Here is an 18,814-nt window from a genome sequence, read left to right as displayed (position 1 = left end):
ATACATATTTTAGAAAATCCTGTCGCTGTAGTTACATTAATGAATGTAATTTCAATTAGAAACATAACACACTTCTTAAGGGTCACAGCTGTCATGAAATGGATTATCGATCTCAATACTCGACTCAAACTTTCACTATTAATTATTCCTCCACTGTTAATCTGTTTAATTTATGGTGGCATGTTTGTGCACAATAAATATGAAATACAAACAGAGCTTAATACGGTACTTTCGTTAAGTGAACTTGCCGTTATCAACAGCGCCCTAGTACATGAATTACAAAAGGAGCGTGGCATGAGTGCAGGTTTTCTGGGCTCTAAAGGTCAATCATTTGCTCAGGATTTACCTCAGCAACGCTCAATGACAGACCAACAAGTGTCTAACTTTTCGAGTATTCCAGCTGCAGATCACTTTCCTGCAAAAATCAGTTCAACATTAAGAGAAATAGACTCGCAATTACAACAACTTCAAAGTATCCGCCGCTCAGTAGATAATCTAAGCATCTCAGTGGCTGAAGAAGTGAAATATTATTCAGATTTAAATAAAACCCTATTATCCGTGGTTGATGAAACCGCTATGCAAAGTACCATCAGTGAGTTGTCTTTGAAACTCGCTTCATTCGGGGCGTTTTTACAACTAAAAGAACGTGCGGGTATTGAGCGAGCGGTATTAAGTTCGACCTTTGGACAGCAAGGTTTTAAAGCGGGTGGTTATGCAAAGTTTGTGACCTTAGTGGCTGAGCAAAATACCTATGCTGAACGCTTTAGCACTATGGCGACAGATTTGGCATTAACGCGGTTTGAACAAGATAACCGTTCAAAAGAAGTTAATGCTGTTAATGCCATACGACAAATTGCATTTTCACAAAATGCTGAAGAGATTAAAAATCAACATCCTGAAGTTTGGTTTAAAACATCCACTAACCGAATTAATCTATTGGCTAAATTTGAACAATACCTCGCCACCGAACTCGTAACACTTACCCAGCACAAATTGAGCACGGCTAGTCAACAAATGTGGAGCTCGCTCATTGCATTAACGGTATCGGTATTATTACTAGTTTGGCTAAGTCTATCGGTCTCTAGATATTTAAGTCGCAGTTTAAATCAATTATTTAATAAGGTTAGCCATGCTGGTAATAACTTTGATTTGAGCACGAGAATTGATCACGACTCAACCGATGAGTTTGGTGAGCTAGCGAAAGCCTTCAATGGGATGATGGCAGATTTTGAAACTGTGATTACTCAAGTGAGACACAATGCCAGCCAGCTGGTTAATGTGGTTGAGCAAGTTAATAGCTATGCAAGCAGCATGAGACAAGATATTGAACAAGGCCACTTAGAAGCTGAACAGGTAGCCTCTGCGATGACGGAAATGAGTGCTACAGTGACGCAAATTGCAGCCAATGCCGTAGAAGCATCTGATGCGTCAACTTTAGCCAATAAAGAGGCAAATATCGGTAATGTTGGTGTTTCAAAAACGGTTACTTCAATTAAACACCTTGCAGGTGAAATCAACGAAGCATCAATAGCGATAAAGACCTTAGATCAAGATGTTCAGTCTATTGCGGGCATTTTAGAAGTCATTAGTGCTATTTCAGAACAAACGAATTTACTTGCACTTAATGCAGCAATTGAAGCAGCAAGGGCGGGCGAGCAAGGACGTGGTTTTGCTGTTGTTGCTGATGAGGTGAGAACCCTCGCCCAAAGAACACAGTCATCAACAGATGATATTAAACGCATGACCGAACGATTAAAAACGGGCGCGCAATTAGCGGTGCAAACGATGCAACGAGGCATGCTGAGCGCTGATGAAAGCGTCATTGAAGTTGAAGCGGCAGGTAATGAGTTGCATCAAATTGTTAGCCATATTGATACCATTGAAAGCATGAACCAACAAATTGCTTCTGCGACACATGAGCAAGCTGCAGTGGCAGAAGAGGTGAATAGAAATGCCATGCAAATCAGTGAAATTTATAGCCAAACACAAACTATAGCGACATCTTTGAGCCAGCTAAATGAAACTTTGTTAGAAGATGCGGCGGAAATGTCACAACAAGTGCAGAAGTTTACTCTAAGTTAATAAATCGAGTCATTCCCCTTTTAGCCGACAATTAATTGTCGGCTTTTTTTATATCCGTAAGAAATATTTTTAGGCATAATGTTTGTAAATTGTGTTCTGGTTGTGACTTATTTGGTGCGTAGTTAGCTAGCCAGTAATTACAGATGGTATGTTGTGGAAAATAAACAATATTAATAATGACTTACAAGGTTTTTATGCAGGATTATGTTTCAATTAACAAGCTTGCTTGGAATGAAAGAGCAAAAGTGCATTTCGATTCATCATTTTATGATGTGGCTGGTTTTTTGAAGGGAAAATCTTCATTAACCGAAATTGAAACCGCTGAACTTACTGATGTTAGTGGAAAATCTTTATTACACCTGCAATGCCATTTTGGTCTTGATAGTTTATCTTGGGTTCGTAAAGGTGCCATTGTTACAGCGGTTGATTTATCAGATGTCGCTATTGCTAAAGCCAATGCTCTTGCATTGCAATGTGAGCTAAAAGCCGAGTTTATTTGCGCAGATGTGTATCAATTTGGCGATCAAAGTTTACCCCAATTCACCGGTAAGAAAGTCACTGATTTTGATATTGTGTTCACATCTTACGGCACCATTTGTTGGCTACCTTGTCTTGATCGTTGGGCAAATATCATTGCCAAGAGTTTAAAGCAGGGTGGCTGTTTTTATATGGCTGAGTTTCATCCACTACAGGATGTTTTAGAAGGTTATAGTTATTTTCATAAAACTGAGGCTGATGTGGTGGTTGAGGGTAGTTATACCGAATCACATGGTAATTTCGAGTCTGCATCTTCACCGCAATCAACAACTTCGACACCACAAACTATGCTGACTTGGCCGCATTCATTAAGTGATGTTATTAATGCGCTAATCAAAGCAGGGATCAGAATTGATAGTCTTAACGAGTATCCATTTAGCCCCTATAACTGCTTTGAAAATTTGATAGAGCAAGCGCCTAATCAGTTTCATTCTATTGTTAAAGGTAACTCAGTGCCTTTAGTGTTTACAGTGAAAGGAACCAAAGTCTAAATGGTTTTTGCAAAGGGTAATAAACTTAAGGTCGTGACTGGCTGGAGGGCACTATTTGCCAAAGTGTCGATATTATTATGCGGGCTTATTTTATTAATATATTGGTCGTACTTATATCTCAGTCCCAGTTTGACCATCAGTAATCAATCAGCTCAAGGTGTTGAATCCGCGGTGGTAAAACTTCCCCATAGCCGCTTAGACTTTGGTGACATCGCCGCCATGCATACTAACACCCTGTATTATGATTTAGCGCAGTTAGATGGCGCATATCGTTATCACATAGAGCTTGATAGTGGCGAGATCATCGCAGGTGAGTGCGGTTATATTACTAATTTTGAAATTCATAAAAGAGTGGTAATTACGATTTCAGAGGCTGCGACAATGAGTTGCAGCGTTAATTAATAACCATTTCTAACAATCGCGTCTCAACAAGGTTATTAGGTTTGTTATAGATTTGTTTGTTTTTATATTCAAAAACATTATGACTGTAAACCTGATGGAGAAATTGCGTATTAAGTGCTTATGTTTAAATGAATTTATTTTTATATTGACGGCTTTTAATATAAATTCAGCATCCGTCTCTACTATGCGCAGCTTGGTATTTTTTGTACAAAATATCAACGCTTTATTGTCAGTACACTATAATAGCTAAAGTTGAATTTATTCAGTTTATAGCCTATTAAAGAATCATGGTTATTCAAGGATATCCCTACATGATGTTAAGAGTTTTATCAGGTATTTTTTTAGGTTTTACTGCTTTTGCCACTCAAGCAAACGTGAATGCGTCCGTTAACGAGTCGGTTACAGAAGCTGCGGATGAAGCTATCGAAGTTCAGCCTAAATATGACCGAGTTTTTCCTATTTGGGCACAAGATGCCATTGATTTAGGCTATGAGTTACCTAAGCCGTATGGCATAGGGGTGACCTATATGAATATGGATCAGCCATTGGTGGTAGAAAATGTCAGTTTCTCGGGATTAGGTCTGCTTGATGAAATTGTCTCAATTAAAGGCAGTGAAGCGATTCAAGAGTCAGAAACAATTACCTTTCGTGCTGATATGTGGGTGCTGCCTTTTTTAAATTTATACGGCATTATTGGTAAAACCTCAGGTAGTAGTATTGCAAATGTCACGGTCAACTTAGATCTTCCTCCTCCATTTAAGCCGGTAGAAACCGCTCCTTTTGACTTTGCCTTAAATTTTGAAGGCTTAACCTATGGCGCCGGTGGCACCATTGTTGGCGGTATTGGTAACTGGTTTGCCTTGCTCGATGTTAATTATACCAATACAGATTTAGATATTTTAGAAGGTGAAATCAGTTCAATTGTTGTTTCACCAAGAGTTGGCTACCGTTTTAATATCCGTGGTCACGATACCCAAATTTGGATTGGCGGAATGTACCAAAATGTTGAGCAAACCTTCAGTGGTTTTTTACAGGATATTGGCGTGCCTATTCCTGGTGCTAAATTCGAAGTTAACCAACATTTAGCCGATAAATGGAATGGTTTAATTGGTGGCCAAATTGAGTTGGGTAAAGGGTTTGATTTACTGCTTGAGGGCGGTATTGGTACTCGTACTAGTTTTATGGCAGGTATTGGATATAGGTTTTAATATTGATGAGACTCATAATCCTTAGTTTTTTTGCGCTATTGCTTAGTGGCTGCAGCATTGTTGCCATGGTTGATGATCACCAACAAAACAATTTGCTCAAAAACGGTTTTGAGCGTCATCAAATGTCATTGACTGAGGGAGGCGAGTTACATTACTGGCAAGGGGGCGATAGCGCTAAACCCACTTTATTATTACTACACGGTTTTGGTGGTAATGGCATGACCAGCTGGTATGAAATGATGCTCGACTTGAGTGAGGATTATCAAGTGATAGTGCCGGATTTACTGTGGTTTGGTGAGTCCTATAGCGCTGCACCTGCCACTATCAGTAGTGAAACCCAAGCTATGCAACAGTTGATAAGCCAATTAGCGTTAAGCAGCGTTAACCTGGTGGGTATTTCTTTTGGTGGTTTTGTCACTTTTGATTTAATGATCCACGAGCCCAAAGTGGATAAGGTGGTGATGCTAGCAAGTCCTGGACTGATATTTTCAGATGAGGATATGCTAGCAATGACTAAGCGTTTTGGTGCCGATGTGCCTGAAGCGGTGTTTGTGCCTAAAAATGGCCCTGAAGTAAGACGTTTACTTGAAAAAACTTTCGTTGATTATCCATGGATGCCAGCGTTCATCGACCAGCAGGTTTATGAATATTACTTTGCCGACTCTCTGCCACAAAAAGAATCTCTTATTACCACCTTGCCGGCTTATCGGGATCAATTAAACCCCGACGAATTTGCCGACTCTTTACCGTCAACCATCTTAATTTGGGGGGAAAAGGATGTGGTGTTCCCATTAGATAACGGTCGTCGTTTTGCTGAGTTTTTAAATGCACCTATCATAGTTATACCTGACGGTGTTCACGGATTGAGTAATGACTTTCCTAAACAAATTAATAAAGAAATCAGGGCTTTTATTCAATGAAAATCATAAAAATTCCCGTAGCGATATCATTTTTAGGCTTAGTTATGACCTTAGGCGCTTGCTCTAGTAATGAGTGGCAAGTGCGCGCATTACCCACAGATATTGCGGTCAGTGCCGCTTTAGATGATATACCTGATAATGCCTTAGTCAGAGATATTACCCTTCCTGAAAATGCAGCACTTTCAATGCCCGCCAGTGTCAGACCTTGTTGTGCTTTTGGTTTTGACCAAAAAGTCGCTATGGGGTTATTACCGATCCCTTTTTATCGTCACGCTAACACAGTAGCGCTTGAGGATATTGGCGCACATGCATTTGATGCCGGTACATTTAGTTATGAAAAAGGCTCACCTGATAGCGGTAAGAGCATGGAAAACAATGGCATGCTTTATACCCGTAAAGGCGGCTTTATTGATTTAGCCCATGTGCGTGATACCGCTGATAATGCTATTGCCCTGTTTTATCTTATTCAGCCTAAACTGGGTCAGGCACAGTCAATTGAATTACCATTAGAAATTGGCCATAGAACCTTTGAACTTGCCGCTTTTGATGTGAGTTATTTATCGGCAGATGACCGTTGGGAGTTAGCGGCGGCCATGGCGGTACGCTTAGCCTTTACTATGGCTGAAGCCCATGAAATATCCCAGTGGCATGGTTATCGCAGTTTTGCCTTATGGACAGAAGCGGTATCGGCTTATTCGTTAGAAGATTTATATTCAAACATGCTGGGAGCCAAAATTGCGTTAGCAATCCTGACCAACAATTTAGCCATGACCAAGCAGCAATATGATTATCATATGACGGGTTGGTTAGCGGCCACATTGGCTTGGTTGGAGCCTTTATCTAAAGAGCAAACCAATGCGCTCTTTAGGGCAATCGATGGTGACTGGTGGGACTCAAACGAGCCACTACCAAATAAATTCGTATTACTTAAACGTCATTACCTACTCGGCGACAAACAATCACCTTATTTGGTCAGTAAAGAGCAAGCTCAGGCGAGTGATCAATGGGACAAGGTAGCAGCAGTTTACGACGCGCCTGCATCACCACAACACTTATCATTAGCCGTTGAGCTTTTTGGGATTAACTTTGATGAAGTGGCTGTGCAGCACATTAGTGTAGATAAAAAGTTTGCAGGTTCATTTAGCCACGTACCAGAAGAATTATGGCTTGATGGCTTTACCCATTTGCAGTTTGTAGAGATTGCTAAATATGATGAACGTGAGGATTATAAGTTGTTAAAGCAGCATTTAGCTGAAAACCCTCATTTGACCCATCAACAAACGCCGCTAGATGACTTGCCAGACACTCGCGAACAAACAGAGCCTCAAAATGCTGCAGACACTGGTGCAGCTATTAATGACGCTGCCACAATTGAACCAGCAATAGGTGCGCTGTTAAATGAAAATAATTAGTCCGTTTGTTACTCGCCTACTGATTGTAAATTGTGCCAGCTTTTTTGCCATCAATGCCGCTATTGCTGCCCCATTAACGGAGGCGAATGCGGCTATTTCTGCCAACGCAGAAATAAATTCACAAGTAAATTCAACAATAAAGCCAGAAACGTCAGCGCCAATAACAACAAGCGAAGGAGAGGCGGTATTGGTTGGCGCTGATCAGCTTGAAACCATAACCGATGAAGCTGAAGATCAAGGCTGGTTTGAAAACCTACTGACTAACCTCGGTGCCGATGGTGAGTTTGATCCAGATAAGGGCATTGATTTTAGCTATTTACCTGGGCCATTTTATAACCCTGAAATGAGTTTAGGTGTTGGGATATCTGTGGTTGGGCTATATCAAGTCGACCCAGAGGATACTGTAAGTGATTTATCTTCTTTGGTTATTAATGGTTTAGCCTCAATCAATGGCGCGCTAGGGGTCGGGATTGAAAATAAAACCTTTTTTAATGGCGATAACCAACGTCTTTATTTAAATGCCAATGTGTATGACATACCGGATGTGTACTACGGCGTAGGTTATGAATTTAACCAGCAAGACTTAAATCGGGTTGAATTTAATAGTCAAACATTTCAAGTTAACCCTATGTTCCTGCAGCGCATATCCGCCCATAGTTTTGTGGGAGCAGGTTTTGATTTTACCTATGCAAAGGCCACGGATGTTGATGTGGTCTCAATTGATGTGGATGTTGACCCTTTACAAGAAGTTTCTCGTAATGTTGGGGTCAATTTATTAATTAACTATGATACCCGCGATCATGTGCTTAACCCGCAGCAGGGGAGCATTAGTCAGTTTGAGATTGGCGTGTATCGCGAAGATTTTGGCGGCAAGCACGACTTTGAAGTCTATAACGCTTTATACAGTGCCTATTATCCAATCCTTGATGATGACACCATAGCATGGCAAGTACGCGGACGCTTCACCCACGGCGATGTACCTTGGGATCAGCTATCTAAAATCGGTGGAGGTAATTCATTACGGGGCTACACCACTGGTCGCTATCGTGACAAACAAATGCTGCTGGCTCAGGTGGAGTATCGACAACATTTAACTGGCAGGCACGGCATGGTTTATTGGGTTGGTGCAGGCAGTATTGCAGACAAAGTGGGCGAACTGTCCTTTGATGAGTTACTGCCTAATATTGGTATCGGTTATCGTTTAGAGGTTAAGCCTAAAGTCAATTTACGCCTAGATTTAGCGTTTGGTGATGGTGACAGCGGCTTTTACTTTAACGTCAATGAAGCCTTCTAGCGGCCCTTAGCAGTGCTAACTCTGTTTGCACTGCTTTAATAACGCTTCAAAAAAGTCGCTGCCTTTTCTTTCTGCAAAAGCAATATTACGCTCTGGTATGGTTTCAGGTTCGTTATATTCGGCTAAGGCGGCTTCCATACTGGCTTCGCGAATAATATGGATGGTTGGATAAGGCGCACGATTGGTATAGTTTGCTGCGCTGTCTTGGGGCTCTCCCTCAAAACAATAGTCAGGGTGAAAACTTGCTAACTGATATACCCCTTCATAGTCATGCTCAAGTAACTTGTCATTGGCCAAGTCAACAATATCAAGATAGCTGTAAAACCCTTCAAAGCCACGAGGCAAGATAAACAGTGTGGTTTCTGCTTGTGGATTTTCATCCAAATACTGACATTCAGTTAAAAAATCCTTCATTACCTGCTTTACTTTGGTTTGTTCACAAGTGAAATAGCGAATGCTATTGCGTTCGATTTCACGGCGGGCAAAAGGACAAATATTGTATTTCATAATCACTTTAGAAACCCAGTTGGCAGTTTCTAATTCGACTTGGCTAATTTCAGACATATAAACCTATTGTTACTACTTGGGTTAACTATTGGGTAGGATCATCGGAATGATCGACAGCACTAATAACACTGCCATCGAAACATTGAAAATGCGTTGCTGTCGTTGATTTTTTAATAACTTTTTCAGCCCAACCCCAAAACTTAGCCACACAGAGCCACAGGGCAGTGCGATACATAAAAAGACCATGGCAATAGTGAGCACTTGAGGTGTTAACGGTTGCTCAATGTTCGTGAAAGTCGCAATGGTACCAATTGCAATTATCCAGCCTTTAGGATTGACCCATTGAAAGGCTGCAGCTTGTATAAAGCTAAAGGGTTTACTGGTTTGTTTACCTTCTAAATTACTGTTGTTGTTAGCAATTAGCCAAGAAAGGTAAAGTAAGTAAGTGATCCCAACGACTTTTATAATTTGGTGCATGATGGGGTAGGTTTGAAATAAGCTACTTAACCCCAGACCAATGGCCAGTATCATGGTCGGAAAGCCCAAAGAAATACCCATCAAGTGGGGAATACTACGTTTAACACCAAAGTTCACTCCTGAGGTCATCAACATAATATTGTTTGGCCCAGGGGTTATACCGGCTGAAAAGGCGAATAATGCAATAGTAAAAATTAATTCCATATAAGGTTTTGTTTTGGGGGTTAGGATAAAAGATTTTTGAACTGCATATTAGCCTTAATTTAAACAGTAACCTAGTGAAAATTAATCCCTGAATGATGCGAATGACAATGCCAGCATTTTTTGTGAGTTACATTGGTTTGCTAAATGATGGGTTTGAGTGGCGCTGGTGTTACGCCTGTGTTTTGTTTTATAAGTGCTTGGATGGTGAATACTGGCTATTAAGTTTGTGATCTCGTTGAATTTCAGTCAGGTTAGGTTATGGTTTATATGGTAGATTTATATTAATAAGAGGTTTTGTAACCTTCTAAACTACCAATCTGGTTCAAATAGATAGTTGAGGCGTAAATGATAAAGAAACAACATTTTTTATGGGTGAGTTTATTATTGATTTTCTTAACTGGCTGCACCAGTAAAGAGGCCACAGAAGTCCATGTGCCAACAAGTGTTACTATGGTTACCACTGGTGATTTAGGCGCAATATCGCCTTATGGCAAAACCTTTGCTTGGCATCCAACGATGTTTAGTGTTCATACTGCTAATAAGCTAGATGATGAAGAACTGATCCGCCATATGCGCCAATCTATTACTAAAATTATGGATAAAAAAGGCTATTCATTGGTGAGTGAAGCGCAGTCGCCAAGTATGGTCATAGGTTTTGGCATGGCGTTAGAGTCTGAAATGAGCGATAAAGAAATTATGGACAAGGCTGGCTTAGTCGCTGGACTATCAACAGCAGGGATAGATGACGAGTTTGAAAAGGGTTCTGTACTTGTAGCGATATTTATTCCTAATAGTCAACAACCTATTTGGCGTGTACTTGCTCAAGGTTTCACTGAAACAGATAAACCGGTTCAAAATCGAGAACAACGCTTTGATAAATTAACCACCATGATGCTAAGAGCTATCCCACATAATGACAGCTACTGAATTATTTAATAATTAACAAGGCTTTAATTAAGCAATTGCGTCCAAAAACTAAAAACCGCCGACAGTGATGTCGGCGGCTTTTTTGTTAAAGCAAGCTGTTAGTATTAATCTAAACAATCACATTTATATGAAGAATTAACGCAAGGTGACTGGCTATTGCGCGATTTCTACTTCGTAAGATGAAAACTTTCTGATGTTAATCACCCCAGTGTCAAAGATTAAGTACTGGCCTTTGATACCTTGTAAAACCCCGGTGACCTCAGGTGTTTTATCAAAGTTATGCGACTTAACTTTTTTAGGAAATTCAGTGATAGGGAAATGAATGCTTTGTATCGAATTATCGAGCCTTTCGATAACAAAATCAGGGTTTTCTTGCTGCAGTTCAACGAGTCTCTGCTCTACTTCAGGCATTAATTGCTGAGCCATTTCTACTAAATCAACATCATCAGCATTGCCCTTTAACATGGCTTGCCAATTAGTTTTATCATTGATGAGTTTAGCAAACTCAACTTCCACTAAACCTGACAATTGGCGAGTTGAGACCTTGAAAATAGGTAGCCCTTGGGTGGCACCTTGGTCAATCCAACGCGTGGGGATTTGGGTGTAACGGGTAATGCCGACTTTGATGCCTGAAGTATTTGATAGGTAAACAAAGTGAGGCACAAAACAATGAGTTTGCGCCCATTCTGGCTCACGGCAAGTACCTTGATCAAAATGGCAGGTTTCAGGTTTCATGATGCATAAATCACAGCTTGCCAGCTTTTGCATGCACACATAGCAGTGGCCCTGAGAGTAGCTCTTCTTGGTTTTTTTACCGCAATTACAACAGAAAATATTGCCTGTATGGCTAAGGGTTAGGGTTTTACCTATTAATGGGTTTAGCGCAACGCTATTATCGCCAACCGGCAGTTCGTACTGCACTTCATCTTGTTCATTAAGGTGAGTGCGCATTTTTGATAAGGTGCCTAACATCGGTATTCTCTTATATTGTGGTGTTATTGTTGATTATGTCATGCAGTCTACCAGATGAATGCCCGTTAGATTAACCGCTTTTTTAGATTGGCTTTAGGGAGAAATACTCCTTAAATACGCTCAAGTAGGGGATAAAAAGTCATGGACTTGGCCATGACTGATTATTTTGCATCTCAAGCTTTCAATACTTCTGAATATGCTGTTCAAGTGCCTTGAAAAATATTGACTATTAAGCGCTTTTACTGAGCTTATCTAATACCACATCATCACCTAACTCATACAAAGAGTCAGTAAGTTGCTCTTCTTGGCATGGATCTGATAACCCCAAGCCCATTGTAGCCCTGAACAAGGCGATGCCTGTGTGACCAGCAGTTTCTTGTTTGCTACTAAATTGCTCGATGTTGATCCCAAGGGCATTGATCTTATTTGAGATTTCCAGCACTAAGCCTTCACGGTCATAAGCGACTAAATTGAAGCTGAGACGTTTTATTGGTACAGGGGTTTGGCTGGTTTTATTAAAGCTGCAGGTTAGGCCGTCAATGCACTCTAAAGCATCTAATAATGCGTCCCATTTAAGGGCTGATACTTCTAACTGTAATATTGCCGCAAAAATGCCATCAATATGACGCATTTCTGAGTCCAGCCAGTTACCGTTATGACGACTTATTACATTGGCGATTTGTTCAACTAATCCTTTTCTATCAGGTGCTTGAAGGGTTATCAGGTAATGAAGCATAAAATAAACTCCCAAAATTTTAACAAATAAATCTGCTGTAACACTACTGTCATAAAGACGTCATATAATTCAGCTCAATAAAATATGGCATTTATAGTCTGCCATAAACACAAGCTAAATAGCTGTTTTAAAACTGGCAATTTGCTTAAAGAAAAAACAGTTCGCTTAAGTAAAAAGCACCGTTTAGTTAGTAACACAGCGAATCAAACAATCATAGCGAAATATCGTTAACGATTAATTATAGAGGTTCTTAATGGAAAGTCAGGTAAGTCAGCCTGGTTCTGCGGCGAAGAGTTTGTTAGTAAACAGACAAACCAGCCGTAGAGCGTTTATGGATAAGGCAGCTGAAGTGGGTGTCACTGTGGGTGGCACCATGGTATTTGTCGCTTTGTTGCTGATTTTCTTTTATTTATTGTATGTGATTAAACCTATATTTGATGGCGCCGATGTTGAGCCTATTTCAACCATCAGCTATCAACAAACTGAGGTCGCGACCTTAATGGTCGGCAGTGATGAGCAAAATGAAATTGCTTATCGGGTATTAGTCGATGGCCAAGTTGATTTTTATTCAGTTGCAGGGCGTCAGTTAATCACCAGCTTCAAACCTAAGCTTCCTAAGGGCGCAACGGTTGTTAGTAGCGCTAAAGCTAAACCTAACGAGCAACGTTTTGCCTTAGGCTTAAGCACTGGTGAAGCATTAATCGTCGGGGTGGATTTTGGAGTAACTTACCCAGATAACAAGCGCACCATTACCCCAAGATTACGTTATCCACTGGGTGAAACACCGATTATGGTGGATGAAGGCCAAGCCCTTAACAATCTGGTTTTTGATTATATCGATAATCGTGTTGGTTTTGCTTATCAAGATGACAATGGCTCGTGGAAGCTAAGTCGCCTTGAAGGCGAAGAAAACATGATGACTGAAGAAATCGAATGGTATTCAGATTTAACCTATATCAAAGATGCACCCAATAATGCCTTTACGGCCTTAATGACACCGGATCATCGTCAATTGATCCTGCCAACATCGAATAAACTGTTTATTTATGATATTCGCAATAGTGACGAACCTAGCTTGTTGCAAGTTATCGATGTGAAAAATGGTAAGTCAGTGGTGTCGAAAGTGATGCTGCTAGCAGGTGCTAGTTCAATTTTAGTCAGTTATGATAATGGCTTAATTGACCAGTATTTCCAAGTCAGTGGTCGCAGTGGTCGTTTGTATCAAAAAATAAGACACTTTGACAATGACGCTAAAGTCGGAGCCATGACGACAGAGTTTTACCGTAAAAGTTTTGCGGTAGTCAGCCCTGAAGGTGAGCTATCACTGCTTTATACCACCAGTCAGCGCAACTTATTCACTGAAACATTTGATATCGCCAACCCGGGCGCGATGGCATTTAGCCCTCGTTCAAACGCCTTAGTGGTTGAAGCTAATAATAAGCTCAACATTTTCGCGGTTGATAATGCTCACCCTGAAGTGTCTTGGAGTGCTTTGTGGGAAAAGGTCTGGTACGAAGGTTACCCAGAGCCACAATATGTATGGCAGTCAACCTCGGGCTCAGATGATTTTGAAGCAAAATTAAGCTTAATGCCGTTAGCTTTTGGCACCATGAAAGCGGCATTTTATGCAATGTTATTTGCCGTGCCACTGGCCATTGCAGGGGCGATTTATACCGCCTACTTTATGTCGCCAAAAGTGCGCGGCGTGGTTAAGCCGACCATTGAAATCATGGAAGCACTGCCGACAGTAATTTTAGGCTTCTTAGCTGGCCTTTGGTTAGCGCCATTGATTGAAGATCACTTACCGGGCATTTTAGTGTTACTCACATTACTGCCCACCAGTATTTTAGTCAGTGCATTTACCTGGAGTAAATTGCCAGCGAAATGGAAGCAACGCCTACCTGAAACCTATCAAGAGATCATGTTAATTCCAGTGATTTTGTTTGTGGGTTGGTTCTCATTTGAGATTAGCCCTGTAATCGAAATCGCCTTCTTTGATGGTAATACCCGTCAGTTCATTACCAATGATTTAGGCATTACATTCGATCAACGCAACGCCTTTGTTGTGGGTATTGCGATGGGTTTTGCGGTTATTCCAACAATTTTCTCCATTGCTGAAGATGCGATTTTCTCAGTGCCACGTCATTTATCAAATGGTTCACTGGCACTGGGCGCGACTAACTGGCAGACCTTAACCCGCGTGGTGCTGCTTACGGCAAGCCCAGGTATTTTCTCTGCCATCATGATGGGTTTAGGCCGCGCAGTGGGGGAGACCATGATTGTATTAATGGCAACAGGTAACACCGCAATCCTTGAGTGGAGTGTGTTTGAAGGGATGCGTACTCTAGCGGCAAATATCGCCGTCGAGATGCCAGAGTCTGCCATTGGTAGTTCCCATTACCGTGTGCTATTCCTTGCGGCATTTGTGTTGTTTGTATTCACCTTTGTCTTTAACACCATTGCTGAAGTGGTACGCCAACGTCTACGTGAACGTTATAGCTCACTTTAAGGAATGAAGATGAACAGAGTTTTTAATATTTCGCCAATCGCCTTGAGAGGTTTGTGCAATGGGTAAGTGGTTTAAATCAGGTTCTCCATGGATTTGGATGACTGGCGGTGCGGTGAGCATTTGTTTGATTGCAGTACTGGGTTTGTTGTTATTGATTGCGTGGCGCGGCTTAAGTTACTTCTGGCCTGCCGATATTTATCAGTGGCAGCTAGAAGACAATAATGGCGTTAAAACAACCCTAATTGGTGAAATCTACGACCGTGAAGAAGTGCCCACTGAACGTTTAATTGCAGCGGGTCATCAGTTTGATGAACATCCTGGCGAGTTTGTGACTCGTTACTTAGTTAAAACCGGTAACCGTGAATTCGTTGGCTTAGATTTTCGCTGGATCCTCGGCACCGATATCGTCAGCCGTGAAAAGCCAGCTGATGTGGCCATGCTCGAAAGGGCTAAAAATGGTAACTTTTACGGTTATCCAATTGCGGTCATTGAAGACGGTAAGCGCTTAAATATTACCGGCGAGGCCATTGAAACTTCGTTAGTAGCACATATCAAGCGTGCAGTTGATATTGCTGATGAGGCGCTGGCACTGCAAAAGTCTGAAATTGGTTCAGTGAACTATGCCTTAGAGCGTTTGCGCCTAAAAGAGCGTAAATATGAACTCGATGGCAAACTCACTCCAGCGATTAAAGCTGAGATGGACGCCCAAGCAGAGCAGTTAAACCAAGACTACTTAGTCATGGAAAAAGACTTATTTGCCCTGCGCGACAAAGCGGCGCGAGATTCAGTGGTTGTGCGTGATATGCGCGGTGAAGAGGTCACCTTAAAACTTGATAGCGTGCTTGATGTTAGCTATGTCAATCACATGAACATCGTCGATAAACTCGGTCATTGGTTTGTGGGTATGGGGCGTTTTATTAGCCAAGACCCACGTGAAGCTAACACCGAAGGCGGCGTGTTCCCTGCTATTTTTGGTACGGTATTTATGGTGATGCTCATGGCGGTTATCGTGACCCCATTTGGCGTAATCGCGGCAATTTATTTACATGAGTACGCCAAAAAAGGGCCAATTACTAAGATGATCCGTATTGCGGTGATTAACTTAGCCGGTGTGCCATCAATCGTTTATGGTGTATTTGGTTTGGGCTTCTTTGTGTATATGCTTGGTGGTTCGTTAGATCAGCTGTTTTACCCTGAAGCATTGCCTGCGCCAACGTTTGGTTCACCAGGGGTGATTTGGTCAGCCTTAACCTTGGCTATCTTAACTTTACCTGTGGTGATTGTATCTACGGAAGAGGGCTTAAGCCGTATTCCAAGTGCCGTGCGTCAAGGCAGCTTAGCCTTAGGGGCAACCAAATTTGAAACCTTATGGCGCATTGTTATTCCAATGGCAAGCCCTGCGATTATGACCGGACTTATTCTTGCGGTCGCCCGAGCAGCAGGTGAGGTAGCACCACTGATGTTAGTGGGCGTGGTAAAACTGGCGCCGACATTACCGATTGATATGAACTTCCCGTTTGTGCATTTAGAACGTAAGTTTATGCATCTTGGGTTCCATATTTATGACGTTGGCTTTCAAAGCCCTAACGTTGAAGCGGCGAGACCATTGGTTTACGCGACTTCATTCTTATTAGTATCTGTGATTGTGACACTTAACTTAACAGCAATTAGTGTACGTAATCACTTACGTGAAAAATTCCGTTCGCTAGAACATTAATTAGCGATATCCTGAGGAAAATACAAAAATGATTTCAATTGATCAACGCGCAACTAAATCTAACATTATTGATTTAGCAAACTTACCCGCACAGGATACTGCCCTAGAAATTCGTAACCTTGATTTACGTTATGGTGATAAGCAGGCGTTATATAACGTTGGAATGAAAATTCCTAAAAAACAAGTCACCGCCTTTATTGGCCCAAGTGGTTGTGGTAAATCAACCTTACTGCGTTGTATTAACCGCATGAATGACTTGGTTGAAACCTGTAAAATCAGTGGTGAAATCTTACTGAACGGGCAAAATATTTATGACAAAAATGTTGATGTCGCTCAGTTGCGTCGAAATGTCGGTATGGTTTTCCAGCGCCCAAACCCATTTCCTAAATCAATTTATGAGAATGTGGTTTATGGCTTACGCCTACAAGGGGTGAGTAATCGCCGCGAACTAGACGAAGCTGCTGAAATGTCATTACGTGGCGCTGCGATTTGGGATGAAGTGAAAGATCGCTTACACGATAATGCTTTTGGCCTATCGGGTGGTCAGCAACAACGTTTGGTTATTGCTCGCGCTATTGCTATTGAGCCTGAAGTGTTATTGCTTGATGAGCCCACATCAGCACTGGATCCTATTTCAACCTTAACCATCGAAGAGCTGATCACTGAGCTTAAATCGAAATACACAGTAGTGATAGTGACCCATAACATGCAACAAGCGGCGCGGGTTTCTGATCAAACCGCCTTTATGTACATGGGCGAGTTGATTGAATATGCGGATACCAATACCATTTTCACCACGCCGCAAAAGCGTAAAACCGAAGATTACATCACAGGTCGTTACGGTTAATAATAACGAAGTGAGTAAGCTGGCGCTTATGGCAAGTCATTGGTGAGAAAGTCAGAGATAATTAAGGTAATAAAGTAATGGAAAACAAAAGTTTAAATAAGCATATTTCTGGACAGTTTAATGCTGAATTAGAAGATATTCGTAACCGTGTTTTGGCCATGGGCGGTTTAGTTGAGCGCCAACTTGAACAAGCCCTTGATGCTCTTGGTAGCTTAGATGCCGAGCTTGCCCAAAAAGTGATTAATGGCGATCACCGCGTAAATGGCATGGAAGTGTCAATTGATGAAGAATGCACCCGCATTATTGCTAAGCGCCAACCAGCGGCAAGTGACTTACGTTTAATTATCACCATAACTAAAACTATTACTGATTTAGAGCGTATTGGTGATGCTTGTGTACGTATCGCAAAAGCAGCATTAGATAAACGTTTAAACAATCAACAGCCATTATTGGTGAGTATTGAAAACATGGGTCGCCATGCAACCCGTACCTTGCATTCGACACTGGACGCGCTTGCACGTATGGATGCTGATAATGCCTTAGAGTTACACAAAGAAGATGCCAAACTAGACAAAGAATATGAAGGGATTATTCGTCAGTTAATGACCTATATGATGGAAGATCCTCGCTCAATTCCTGGTGTGTTAGATGTACTTTGGGCTGCGCGGGCGGTTGAGCGTGTGGGGGACCGCTGTAAAAACATTTGTGAGTACATTATCTATTTCGTTAAAGGTAAAGATGTTCGCCATACTTCCTATGAAGAGATGGAAAAAGATCTAAATATGTAAGCTATGTTTGCCTGCAAGCAAAAAATAACAGTCTCATTATGGTTAATGGGACTTTTTTATTGCTGTCACTTTTATGCTGGTAGTGCTAATGCTGTGAGCCAACTCACAAAAGTTAATTAGCCTTTGCTCAACAAGGGGGCTAAATAGGCTGGAGCATTAGCAAACTGTGTTAAAATTTCTGTAATTCCTCGTTCGTTTTGTAGGCTCAATGAAAAACACCCTTTCTCGTGGTTTAACTAACTTACTGCCAATGGCACTGAGTCTGTGGTTATTCTGGTCATTATTTATTTCTTTAGATGGTTTAGGCCATTTACTACTGGATATTGTTAATTTAGAAAACAGCTTTGTCGGCGCCGGGTTTATTTTGGTGGCAGTGTTAGTGTTTATTTCAGGGCTGTTATTTTCATTTAGCCCATTTGCTTGGTTATACGCTTGGCTTGAGCGTCAATTAATGAAGTTCCCGCTGTTTAAATCTGTCTATGGCAGTATTCGTGATATTGCGAACTTAATGAAACGAGACGGTAAGCCAAAGAATCAAAAAACCGTATTGATCAAGCAAGCCAATGGCGGTTATGTGGTTGGCTTTATCATGAATCAACAGGCGCCTAAACCGCTTACTGAAGCCCTACCTGAAGGTGATTGGGTGCCAGTATTGTTTCAGCTTAGCTACCAAATGGCTGGGGTGACGAGTTTAGTCAAGCGTGAAGATTTAATTGAAGTCGATTGGTCATTTGAAGATGCCATGCGCTTTAACTTAACTGCGGGGATCTCGATTGCTAATGCC

16 protein-coding genes and 1 pseudogene are annotated in these 18,814 nt (G+C 41.4%); 13 read left to right on the top strand and 4 right to left on the bottom strand.

From position 1 onward, the window contains the following. Positions 1–93 precede the first annotated feature (93 nt). The 7 genes from Q4591_RS15395 to Q4591_RS15365 all read left to right on the top strand — a co-directional run bounded on the left by Q4591_RS15395 (position 94) and on the right by Q4591_RS15365 (position 8,346). Complete coding sequence (locus Q4591_RS15395) at positions 94–2,082, top strand: methyl-accepting chemotaxis protein (protein WP_303461772.1); 1,989 nt, start codon at positions 94–96, stop codon at positions 2,080–2,082. 194 nt (positions 2,083–2,276) lie between these two features. After that, positions 2,277–3,110 (top strand): class I SAM-dependent methyltransferase, encoded by an 834-nt coding sequence (locus tag Q4591_RS15390; RefSeq protein ID WP_303461770.1) that lies wholly within the window; start codon positions 2,277–2,279, stop codon positions 3,108–3,110. Further along, the gene (locus Q4591_RS15385) at positions 3,111–3,512 is read left to right on the top strand and encodes a hypothetical protein (protein WP_102437701.1); all 402 of its coding nucleotides are present in this window, start codon (positions 3,111–3,113) and stop codon (positions 3,510–3,512) included. Positions 3,513–3,823: 311 nt separating this feature from the next. Continuing rightward, a complete protein-coding gene (locus Q4591_RS15380; RefSeq protein WP_303461767.1) occupies positions 3,824–4,720 on the top strand; it encodes a virulence protein in 897 nt (298 codons plus the stop codon). 5 nt (positions 4,721–4,725) lie between these two features. Further along, positions 4,726–5,640, top strand: a complete 915-nt coding sequence (locus tag Q4591_RS15375) for an alpha/beta fold hydrolase (RefSeq protein ID WP_102437699.1) — start codon at positions 4,726–4,728, stop codon at positions 5,638–5,640. Continuing rightward, positions 5,637–7,052, top strand: a complete 1,416-nt coding sequence (locus Q4591_RS15370; RefSeq protein WP_198589253.1) for a DUF4056 domain-containing protein — start codon at positions 5,637–5,639, stop codon at positions 7,050–7,052. The genes Q4591_RS15375 and Q4591_RS15370 overlap by 4 nt, the downstream gene beginning before the upstream one ends. Further along, complete coding sequence (locus Q4591_RS15365) at positions 7,039–8,346, top strand: BamA/TamA family outer membrane protein (protein WP_102437697.1); 1,308 nt, start codon at positions 7,039–7,041, stop codon at positions 8,344–8,346. Before Q4591_RS15370 ends, Q4591_RS15365 begins: the two co-directional genes overlap by 14 nt. Positions 8,347–8,361: 15 nt before the next feature. Here Q4591_RS15365 and Q4591_RS15360 read toward each other — a convergent pair whose 3' ends face one another. Both Q4591_RS15360 and Q4591_RS15355 read right to left on the bottom strand, forming a co-directional pair. Continuing rightward, a complete protein-coding gene (locus tag Q4591_RS15360; protein WP_102437695.1) occupies positions 8,362–8,910 on the bottom strand; it encodes a DUF1415 domain-containing protein in 549 nt (182 codons plus the stop codon). Positions 8,911–8,934: 24 nt separating this feature from the next. Beyond that, positions 8,935–9,534 (bottom strand): LysE family translocator, encoded by a 600-nt coding sequence (locus Q4591_RS15355; protein WP_102437693.1) that lies wholly within the window; start codon positions 9,532–9,534, stop codon positions 8,935–8,937. A 345-nt stretch (positions 9,535–9,879) separates the two neighbouring features. Between Q4591_RS15355 and Q4591_RS15350 the strand changes: the two genes are divergently transcribed. Next, positions 9,880–10,461 carry a DUF4136 domain-containing protein gene (locus Q4591_RS15350; protein WP_303461765.1) on the top strand — a complete coding sequence of 194 codons (582 nt, stop codon included), beginning with the start codon at positions 9,880–9,882 and terminating at the stop codon, positions 10,459–10,461. A gap of 153 nt (positions 10,462–10,614) precedes the next feature. Here Q4591_RS15350 and Q4591_RS15345 read toward each other — a convergent pair whose 3' ends face one another. Further along, positions 10,615–11,433 carry a DUF2797 domain-containing protein gene (locus tag Q4591_RS15345; RefSeq protein WP_102437689.1) on the bottom strand — a complete coding sequence of 273 codons (819 nt, stop codon included), beginning with the start codon at positions 11,431–11,433 and terminating at the stop codon, positions 10,615–10,617. Between the two features lie 229 nt (positions 11,434–11,662). Continuing rightward, entirely contained in the window at positions 11,663–12,169 is a 507-nt protein-coding gene (locus tag Q4591_RS15340; protein WP_102437687.1) for a glycine cleavage system protein R, read from the bottom strand. Between the two features lie 253 nt (positions 12,170–12,422). Here Q4591_RS15340 and Q4591_RS15335 point away from each other — a divergent pair, with 253 nt between their 5' ends. The 5 genes and pseudogenes from Q4591_RS15335 to Q4591_RS15315 form a co-directional block, all read left to right on the top strand. Further along, entirely contained in the window at positions 12,423–14,678 is a 2,256-nt protein-coding gene (locus Q4591_RS15335; protein WP_102475668.1) for an ABC transporter permease subunit, read from the top strand. A 58-nt stretch (positions 14,679–14,736) separates the two neighbouring features. Continuing rightward, positions 14,737–16,395 (top strand): phosphate ABC transporter permease PstA, encoded by a 1,659-nt coding sequence (gene pstA / locus Q4591_RS15330; RefSeq protein WP_102437683.1) that lies wholly within the window; start codon positions 14,737–14,739, stop codon positions 16,393–16,395. A 28-nt stretch (positions 16,396–16,423) separates the two neighbouring features. Further along, positions 16,424–17,242 carry a phosphate ABC transporter ATP-binding protein PstB gene (pstB, locus tag Q4591_RS15325; RefSeq protein ID WP_102437681.1) on the top strand — a complete coding sequence of 273 codons (819 nt, stop codon included), beginning with the start codon at positions 16,424–16,426 and terminating at the stop codon, positions 17,240–17,242. A gap of 77 nt (positions 17,243–17,319) precedes the next feature. Continuing rightward, on the top strand, positions 17,320–18,030 hold the full coding sequence (gene phoU / locus Q4591_RS15320; RefSeq protein WP_102437679.1) for a phosphate signaling complex protein PhoU: 711 nt from the start codon (positions 17,320–17,322) through the stop codon (positions 18,028–18,030). A gap of 208 nt (positions 18,031–18,238) precedes the next feature. Beyond that, positions 18,239–18,802: pseudogene (locus Q4591_RS15315) on the top strand (DUF502 domain-containing protein); the annotation flags it as partial. Between the last annotated feature and the right edge of the window lie 12 nt (positions 18,803–18,814).

The sequence above is a fragment of the Shewanella sp. 3_MG-2023 genome (assembly GCF_030548765.1).
GTDB lineage: Bacteria > Pseudomonadota > Gammaproteobacteria > Enterobacterales > Shewanellaceae > Shewanella.
Note: the sequence above shows the minus strand (reverse complement) of the source record. Positions and strands in the feature narration are given on the sequence as shown.

What these genes read in the sequence shown, in the direction of transcription:
- Q4591_RS15395 (WP_303461772.1), top strand. Translation starts at nt 94, where the DNA reads ATGAAATGGATTATCGATCTCAATACTCGACTCAAACTTTCACTATTA.
- Q4591_RS15390 (WP_303461770.1), top strand. Translation starts at nt 2,277, where the DNA reads ATGCAGGATTATGTTTCAATTAACAAGCTTGCTTGGAATGAAAGAGCA.
- Q4591_RS15385 (WP_102437701.1), top strand. Translation starts at nt 3,111, where the DNA reads ATGGTTTTTGCAAAGGGTAATAAACTTAAGGTCGTGACTGGCTGGAGG.
- Q4591_RS15380 (WP_303461767.1), top strand. Translation starts at nt 3,824, where the DNA reads ATGATGTTAAGAGTTTTATCAGGTATTTTTTTAGGTTTTACTGCTTTT.
- Q4591_RS15375 (WP_102437699.1), top strand. Translation starts at nt 4,726, where the DNA reads ATGAGACTCATAATCCTTAGTTTTTTTGCGCTATTGCTTAGTGGCTGC.
- Q4591_RS15370 (WP_198589253.1), top strand. Translation starts at nt 5,637, where the DNA reads ATGAAAATCATAAAAATTCCCGTAGCGATATCATTTTTAGGCTTAGTT.
- Q4591_RS15365 (WP_102437697.1), top strand. Translation starts at nt 7,039, where the DNA reads ATGAAAATAATTAGTCCGTTTGTTACTCGCCTACTGATTGTAAATTGT.
- Q4591_RS15360 (WP_102437695.1), bottom strand. Translation starts at nt 8,910, where the DNA reads ATGTCTGAAATTAGCCAAGTCGAATTAGAAACTGCCAACTGGGTTTCT.
- Q4591_RS15355 (WP_102437693.1), bottom strand. Translation starts at nt 9,534, where the DNA reads ATGGAATTAATTTTTACTATTGCATTATTCGCCTTTTCAGCCGGTATA.
- Q4591_RS15350 (WP_303461765.1), top strand. Translation starts at nt 9,880, where the DNA reads ATGATAAAGAAACAACATTTTTTATGGGTGAGTTTATTATTGATTTTC.
- Q4591_RS15345 (WP_102437689.1), bottom strand. Translation starts at nt 11,433, where the DNA reads ATGTTAGGCACCTTATCAAAAATGCGCACTCACCTTAATGAACAAGAT.
- Q4591_RS15340 (WP_102437687.1), bottom strand. Translation starts at nt 12,169, where the DNA reads ATGCTTCATTACCTGATAACCCTTCAAGCACCTGATAGAAAAGGATTA.
- Q4591_RS15335 (WP_102475668.1), top strand. Translation starts at nt 12,423, where the DNA reads ATGGAAAGTCAGGTAAGTCAGCCTGGTTCTGCGGCGAAGAGTTTGTTA.
- pstA (WP_102437683.1), top strand. Translation starts at nt 14,737, where the DNA reads ATGGGTAAGTGGTTTAAATCAGGTTCTCCATGGATTTGGATGACTGGC.
- pstB (WP_102437681.1), top strand. Translation starts at nt 16,424, where the DNA reads ATGATTTCAATTGATCAACGCGCAACTAAATCTAACATTATTGATTTA.
- phoU (WP_102437679.1), top strand. Translation starts at nt 17,320, where the DNA reads ATGGAAAACAAAAGTTTAAATAAGCATATTTCTGGACAGTTTAATGCT.